Below are 7,094 nucleotides of genomic sequence, written 5' to 3'. Positions count from 1 at the left end.
GGAATTCTTGGGAAACCTAGGATTCATGCGGGTTTCAGGCTCATGTGCGAGTCAGATAATCGCACCACGCGCATTCTGGTCAGGATGGGGCGAGTGGTTTTTGTCAGTGGCTCTTTCATGGTTCCTTCCCGGGTCGGTTGTCCACAATTGAAGACGGCGGGCCATGGGGGCCATTGCGCCAAGATACCAGGATCAGCGAGTTCCCTGGGCTTGGACTTTGACCCGGATGGAGGTGACAGTCCAGCCTCGGCTGTTGAGTGTGGAAACGAGGGACGGTAGCAGTTGCCTCAGTTTGGCGGCAGCGGTCGTGTTGCTGACCAGCAGACACCATGCATCGCCCTCAATCGGACCAGCCACGATGGAAGGCCGAAGGTTGGCGGGAATAAGGGGTTGAACGGTCCGGAGCCGTTCCTGTGAATCGCGCGCGAGTTCGGCGAGGTTGGCGAGCATCGGTGATGCTTGGGCTGCCTGTAGCAGAGAAACAGCGTGGTTTCGGCGATTCATGGGTGGGTCCGGTCACGCGGGCTTGAGAGGGAACATCAATGCACTTGATTATCACGGATGCCTGGCTGGCAAGAAGCCGGGCCGTTCACCTGTCGGGAACGAAGCTGCTGCTGACGGGCCTTGTCGTTTCAACGGGCCTCATGCTGGTCGCAGCGTCTCTCTATCACTGGGTTTTTCTTAAAGGCGCCCGTGAGGGCTGGCCCGTGGTGGGTTCCTTGGTCAGATTGGTGGTCAAGGATGAGTTCGACCAGCGTGACCGGTTCATGCGCGAAAACCTGGATGCCATGGCTCGCCGGGTTGGCGAAATGCAGGCCAAGATGATGCAACTGGAATCGCTCGGCGAACGTGTTTCTGGCCTGGCCGGCGTGAATCCCGCTGAAATCAAAGCGCCCCTCGGGCGAGGTGGCATACTGGTATCCGGGCCATCTCTTTCGTTGGAAGAGTTGCAGGCGACGCTGGCCGAGCTCGAGCAGCAAGGGGGGCGGCGATCCGACCTGCTGACCGTCATGGAGTCGAGGCTGTTCGATCAGAAGATTCGCCGGTCCATGGTTCCGACGCAGCAACCCGTCTCTGCGGTCAGCCTAGGTTCAGCGTTTGGGTGGCGGATCGACCCGATTACCGGCCGGTCGGCCTTGCACACGGGGCTGGACTTTTCTGCTGATCCCGGCACACCGATCCTTTCTGCGGCCGGTGGCGTGGTCGTCACTCAGGAGTACCACGCAGCCTACGGCAACATGATCGAAATCGATCACGGGAACGACCTCGTCAGTCGTTATGCCCACGCATCCCGGGTTTTTGTCAAGAAGGGTGACCTGGTGCGGCGCGGTCAGAAGATCGCCGAGGTCGGAACCACGGGTCGTTCGACGGGCTCACATTTGCACTTTGAGGTGCTGGTGCAGGGGGTTCAGCAAGATCCCCATAAGTTCCTGCAGGCAGGGCAAGACCTGCCATCGCAAACCGTCGCAGTGGCTGCGGTGCCCAACGGGCCGACTCGGACACCGCAGAGGTAAAATGCGCCGATGCGCCGTCGTTGCCATTTCGCAGTGACCCTTGCAATCGGTGATGGCGCCTTTACTTGAATCCAACCAATCTTAGGGATTTCGGACGTCTGCCAGCCATAGAGGTTTGGTGGTCGGTCCTGCACGCATGGCCACCAACTTCCTGACCAAAATTTTCGGCAGTCGCAACGATCGTCTGCTCAAGCAATACCGCAAGACTGTGGAGCGAATCAACGCGATGGAGTCTCAGTTCGAGGCTCTGACCGATGAGCAGTTGCGCGAGAAGACCCATGAACTCAAAGGCCGTGTGTCGGCTGGCGAGACCCTGGATGCGATCCTTGCCGAGGCTTTTGCGGTTGTCCGCGAAGGCTCGAAGCGCGTCATGAAGATGCGGCATTTCGACGTGCAGCTTCTGGGGGGCATGTCCCTCCACAACGGGAAGATCTCCGAGATGGGGACGGGCGAAGGAAAGACGCTCACAGCGACGCTCCCAGTGTTCCTGAATGCCCTGACCGGAAAGGGCGTTCACGTGGTGACAGTCAATGACTACTTGGCCAACCGGGACGCACAGTGGATGGGGCGCCTGTACAACTTCCTTGGACTTTCTGTGGGCGTCAATTTGCCCAACATGTCCCGTGAGGAAAAGCAGGCCGCCTATCAGGCGGACATCACCTACGGAACCAACAACGAGTTCGGCTTTGACTACCTCCGGGACAACATGGTCTATGAGGTTCAGGACCGGGTCCAGCGGCCGCTGAACTACGCCATCGTTGACGAGGTGGACTCCATCCTGATCGACGAGGCGCGAACGCCCTTGATCATCAGCGGGCAGGCCGAGGACCACACGGCCATGTATCTGGCGATGAACCGCGTCGTGCCATCGCTGAAACGCCAAGAAGGCGAGGCCGATCCACACACGGGCGAAGGCGTCATCACACCAGGTGATTTCACTCTCGACGAAAAGACCCACCAGGTTTTTCTGACCGAGATGGGGCATGAGAACGCAGAGCGCATTCTTGCGGAGTTCGGACTGATTCCGCCAGGCGCCAGCCTGTATGACCCTGCCAATATAGCCCTGATGCATCACCTGTACGCAGCGCTGCGTGCCAACCATTTGTACCACCGTGATCAGCACTATGTGGTTCAGGAGGGCGAGATCGTGATCGTCGACGAATTCACCGGCCGCCTGATGAGCGGTCGCCGGTGGAGCGACGGCCTGCACCAGGCGGTCGAGGCCAAGGAGGGCGTGGCGATCCAGGCAGAAAACCAGACGATGGCGTCGATCACGTTCCAGAACTATTTCCGGCTCTACGCCAAGTTGGCTGGGATGACGGGAACGGCCGATACCGAGGCCTACGAATTCCAGGAAATCTACGGACTGGAAACCGTGGTGATCCCGCCCAACCGTCCCAGCCGACGCGAGGACCAACTGGACCGTGTGTACAAGACCGCACGCGAAAAATACGCCGCAGCGATCGCTGACATCAGGGAGTGCTACGACCGCGGTCAGCCGGTACTTGTGGGTACGACCTCAATCGAGAACTCTGAACTGATCTCTGGCCTGTTGGACAAGGAAAAACTCCCCCACCAGGTCCTGAACGCAAAGCAGCACGCGCGTGAGGCCGACATCGTGGCGCAGGCTGGGCGGCCGAAGATGATCACGATTGCAACCAACATGGCCGGCCGAGGCACCGACATCGTGCTCGGCGGCAATATTGAGAAACTTGTCGCTGCCGTGGAGGCCGACGAAGGACTTGATTCTGCCGCGCGGGCGGCCAAGGTAGAGGAACTGCGTGCCAACTGGAAGAAGGAGCATGAGTTCGTCACTGGACAGGGTGGCCTGCGGATCATTGCGACGGAGCGGCATGAATCCAGACGAATCGACAACCAGTTGCGGGGTCGCTCGGGACGCCAGGGGGATCCGGGGTCGTCACGTTTTTACCTGAGCCTGGACGATGCGCTGATGCGGATCTTTGCGGGCGACCGTGTGCGAGCCATCATGGAGCGGCTGAAAATGCCCGATGGGGAGGCGATTGAGGCGGGCATCGTCACCCGCAGCATCGAAAGCGCGCAACGCAAGGTCGAAGCGCGCAACTTCGATATTCGCAAACAGTTGCTGGAGTACGACGACGTTTCGAACGACCAGCGCAAGGTGATCTATCAGCAACGCAACGATATTCTTGATGCAAGTGACCTGTCGGGCCAGATTGCGTCGTTGCGCGAAGGTTGCTTCACCGATCTGGCGCATCTTTATGTTCCGATCGAATCAGTTGAAGAGCAATGGGACGCGGCGGGTCTGGAAAAGGTACTGGCCGAGGAGTGGCAGATCAGCGTGCCGTTGCGCGAGACCATCCAGGCCGCATCGGCAATCACGGTGGAAGAGGTCCTGGCGAAAGTGCTTGCTGCGGCGGACGCAGCATTTGAAGCCAAGGTCGCGCAGATCGGCGGTGAGAATTTCACTCAGTTCGAACGCATGGTCCTGTTGCAGAGCATTGACACCCACTGGCGGGAGCATCTGAGTGCGCTCGACTATCTGCGTCAGGGCATTCATTTGCGCGGTTATGCGCAGAAGCAGCCGAAGCAGGAATACAAGCGGGAAGCATTTGAACTTTTTGGCCAATTGCTAGACGCCGTCAAGAACGATGTCACCAAAGTGCTCATGACGGTCAGGATCGAATCTGGCGAACAGCTGGAGCAAGCGGCGGTCGCGATGGAAGAGCGCGCTGAGAACATCTTCAACGTGACCTATACCGCGCCAACGGAGACTGGTGAAGTTCAGACGCTTGCTGGGGCCGGTGCGTCCTCGACCGGTGATGAGATTCCCCGCGTCGGCCGGAACGATCCCTGCCCATGTGGCAGCGGCAAGAAGTACAAGCAGTGCCACGGTCGATTGGCCTGAACCGGCGAATCTTACAACGAAGCGGGCCCAGGCCCGTTTTGTGTTTCCCGACCACCATTTCCCGACAATTCGAGTTCTTCAGGAAGTCACACCATGCCAGTCAATCTGTCCCCGCCCACTCCTTCTGACCTTCATCCCGTAGCTGGTGTTCGCCTGGGCGTGGCCGAAGCAGGCATTCGCAAGGTGGAGCGCAAGGATCTGACGGTCATCTTGCTTGAGGATGGTGCCAGCGTTTCGGGCGTGTTCACGCGCAACCGGTTTTGCGCGGCGCCGGTACAGGTCTGCCGCGAACATTTCGCCGCCGCTGCGCAGATCCGTGCTCTGGTGATCAACACGGGCAACGCGAATGCGGGGACCGGTGCCGAGGGGCTGGCGCGGGCGCGGGCCACCTGTGCCTCATTGGCCAAGCATCTGGACGTCGCTCCGGAGCAGGTTCTGCCATTTTCAACCGGCGTCATCATGGAACCCTTGCCCGTTGAACGCATCGAGGCGGGCTTGCCGGCGGCTCTGGCTGACCTGGATGTGGATCACTGGGGCCAGGCGGCGCAAGCCATCATGACGACGGATACGATTCCGAAGGCTGCAAGCAAAGTCATCAATCTGGACGGCGTCCCGGTGACGATCACCGGGATGAGCAAGGGAGCCGGCATGATTCGCCCCAACATGGCAACCATGCTCGGTTTTCTGGCCACGGACGCCTGCATCGCTCCCTCCCTGATGAAGCAGCTTGCCCTTGATCTGGCTGAAGGTTCGTTCAATCGCGTCACAATTGACGGGGATACTTCAACCAATGACTCTTTTGTCGTCATTGCCACCAACAAGGCACCGCACAAGCCGCTCGCCTCGTTGAATCAGGGGTTGGGCCTGGTTCTCAAGAACGCAATGATGGACGTTGCGCGGCAGTTGGCGCAGGCCATCGTCCGGGACGGGGAGGGGGCCACCAAGTTCATCACGGTGCGCGTGGAGGATGGCAGGAGCAGCGCTGAGTGCCGTCAGGTGGCTTATGCGATCGCTCACTCGCCGCTGGTGAAGACGGCGTTCTATGCCAGCGATCCCAATCTGGGGCGAATTCTTGCTGCCGTGGGCTACGCCGGGATCGACGACCTGGACCCGTCCCTGATCGATCTGTTCCTGGACGATGTCCACGTGGCTGTGAACGGCGGGCGCAATCCGACTTACCGGGAAGAGGACGGACAGCGGGTCATGAAACAGAACGAGATCACTGTCAGGATCCGGCTGGGCCGTGGGGCCGCGACAGACACGGTCTGGACCTGCGATTTCAGCCACGAGTACGTCACTATCAACGCCGACTATCGGTCCTGAGGACATGAACGAAACCTTTGAGCGCCTGCTCGCGCGGGCGGAACAACTGATGACGCGGATCGAATCGGCGCTGCCACAGCCGCTGGCGGCGCCTGACTGGGCGCGGGCTGTGGCTTGGCGGTACCGCAAACGCAGTTCCGGGCACGGTGTCCTGGAACCCGTCCGCCACCTGGCGACTCTGGGGCTGGCCGACTTGAAGGAAATCGATCCGCAGAAGGAAAAAATAGAGCGCAATACCTTGCAGTTCATTCAGGGAAAACCGGCCAACAACGTTCTGTTGACGGGCGCGCGCGGGACCGGCAAGTCATCCCTGATCAAGGCCATCCTGAATACCTATGCCGCGCAGGGCCTGCGTCTGATCGAGGTTGACAAGGCGGACCTGACCGACCTTCCGGACATCGTCGAGGTGGTGGCTGACCGGCCGGAACGATTTATCGTCTTTTGTGATGACCTGAGTTTTGAAGATGGCGAGCCGGCCTACAAGGCATTGAAATCGATTCTGGACGGATCCATCGCTGCGCCGACCCCCAATTTGCTCGTGTACGCTACCAGCAACCGCCGCCACCTTCTGCCCGAGTACATGAAGGACAACCTCAGTTATTCACACACCGATGACGGTGAAGTGCATCCGGGCGAAGTGATCGAGGAAAAGATCTCCTTGTCTGAACGGTTCGGACTCTGGGTCAGCTTCTATCCGTTCAGTCAGGACGAGTACCTGACCATCGTCGGGCAATGGTTGCAGTCGCTGGGGGCAAACACCGCCATGGTCGAGGCGGCGCGTCCGCTGGCGTTGATCTGGGCATTGGAGCGCGGATCGCGCAGTGGCCGTGTCGCCTACCAGTTTGCCCAGGACTTCATGGGCAGATACCCGGTCGCAACGTGAATGGGCACGAGCCATTGCGGGCCGATGCCGGCATCCAACGCTTGGGCGGACCCGATCGCCCGGTGGTTGAAGTCGCCGTCGGCGTGCTGATTCGCCCCGACGGTGATTTTCTGCTGACTTCCCGTCCCGGTGGCAAGGTCTATTCCGGCTATTGGGAGTTCCCCGGTGGCAAGGTGGAGGGCGGTGAAAGCGTGGAGCAGGCGTTGTGTCGAGAACTCTTCGAAGAACTGGGCATTGAAGTCACACAGTTGACCCGATGGAAGGAACAGTTGGTCGACTATCCGCATGCGCTGGTCCGGCTGAATTTTTTCAAGGTCACCGGCTGGCGTGGGTTCCTGGAGATGCGCGAAGGCCAATCGTTCGCCTGGCAGCATCTGCCGGTTGCGGTGGCACCTGTGCTGCCGGGTACCGTGCCGGTTCTGGAATGGTTTGCCGCGGAACAGGGATTTCAAGATGCTACATATTAAATAGCATGAAATGACCATTT

6 protein-coding genes are annotated in these 7,094 nt (G+C 59.7%); 5 read left to right on the top strand and 1 reads right to left on the bottom strand.

Annotated features, from left to right (window positions below; genetic code table 11):
* Window positions 1–192: 192 nt before the first annotated feature.
* On the bottom strand, window positions 193–504 hold the full coding sequence (locus ACMUOY_RS17280) for a hypothetical protein (protein WP_413893977.1): 312 nt from the start codon (window positions 502–504) through the stop codon (window positions 193–195).
* Window positions 505–542: 38 nt separating this feature from the next.
* On the opposite strand from ACMUOY_RS17280, the gene ACMUOY_RS17275 reads away from it, so the two are divergent.
* The 5 genes from ACMUOY_RS17275 (at window position 543) to ACMUOY_RS17255 (ending at window position 7,074) form a co-directional block, all read left to right on the top strand.
* Window positions 543–1,514: a M23 family metallopeptidase gene (locus ACMUOY_RS17275; protein ID WP_413893976.1), complete on the top strand. Its 972-nt coding sequence runs from the start codon at window positions 543–545 to the stop codon at window positions 1,512–1,514.
* A 136-nt stretch (window positions 1,515–1,650) separates the two neighbouring features.
* The gene (gene secA, locus ACMUOY_RS17270; RefSeq protein ID WP_413893975.1) at window positions 1,651–4,401 is read left to right on the top strand and encodes a preprotein translocase subunit SecA; all 2,751 of its coding nucleotides are present in this window, start codon (window positions 1,651–1,653) and stop codon (window positions 4,399–4,401) included.
* A 93-nt stretch (window positions 4,402–4,494) separates the two neighbouring features.
* Window positions 4,495–5,724: a bifunctional glutamate N-acetyltransferase/amino-acid acetyltransferase ArgJ gene (argJ, locus tag ACMUOY_RS17265; protein ID WP_413893974.1), complete on the top strand. Its 1,230-nt coding sequence runs from the start codon at window positions 4,495–4,497 to the stop codon at window positions 5,722–5,724.
* 4 nt (window positions 5,725–5,728) lie between these two features.
* On the top strand, window positions 5,729–6,607 hold the full coding sequence (locus tag ACMUOY_RS17260; RefSeq protein ID WP_413893973.1) for an ATP-binding protein: 879 nt from the start codon (window positions 5,729–5,731) through the stop codon (window positions 6,605–6,607).
* Entirely contained in the window at window positions 6,604–7,074 is a 471-nt protein-coding gene (locus ACMUOY_RS17255; protein WP_413893972.1) for an NUDIX domain-containing protein, read from the top strand. The genes ACMUOY_RS17260 and ACMUOY_RS17255 overlap by 4 nt, the downstream gene beginning before the upstream one ends.
* The last annotated feature ends 20 nt before the right edge of the window (window positions 7,075–7,094 follow it).

The sequence above is a fragment of the Candidatus Skiveiella danica genome (genome assembly GCF_022705245.1).
Taxonomy (GTDB): Bacteria; Pseudomonadota; Gammaproteobacteria; order Burkholderiales; family Burkholderiaceae_C; genus Skiveiella; species Skiveiella danica.
Note: the sequence above shows the minus strand (reverse complement) of the source record. Positions and strands in the feature narration are given on the sequence as shown.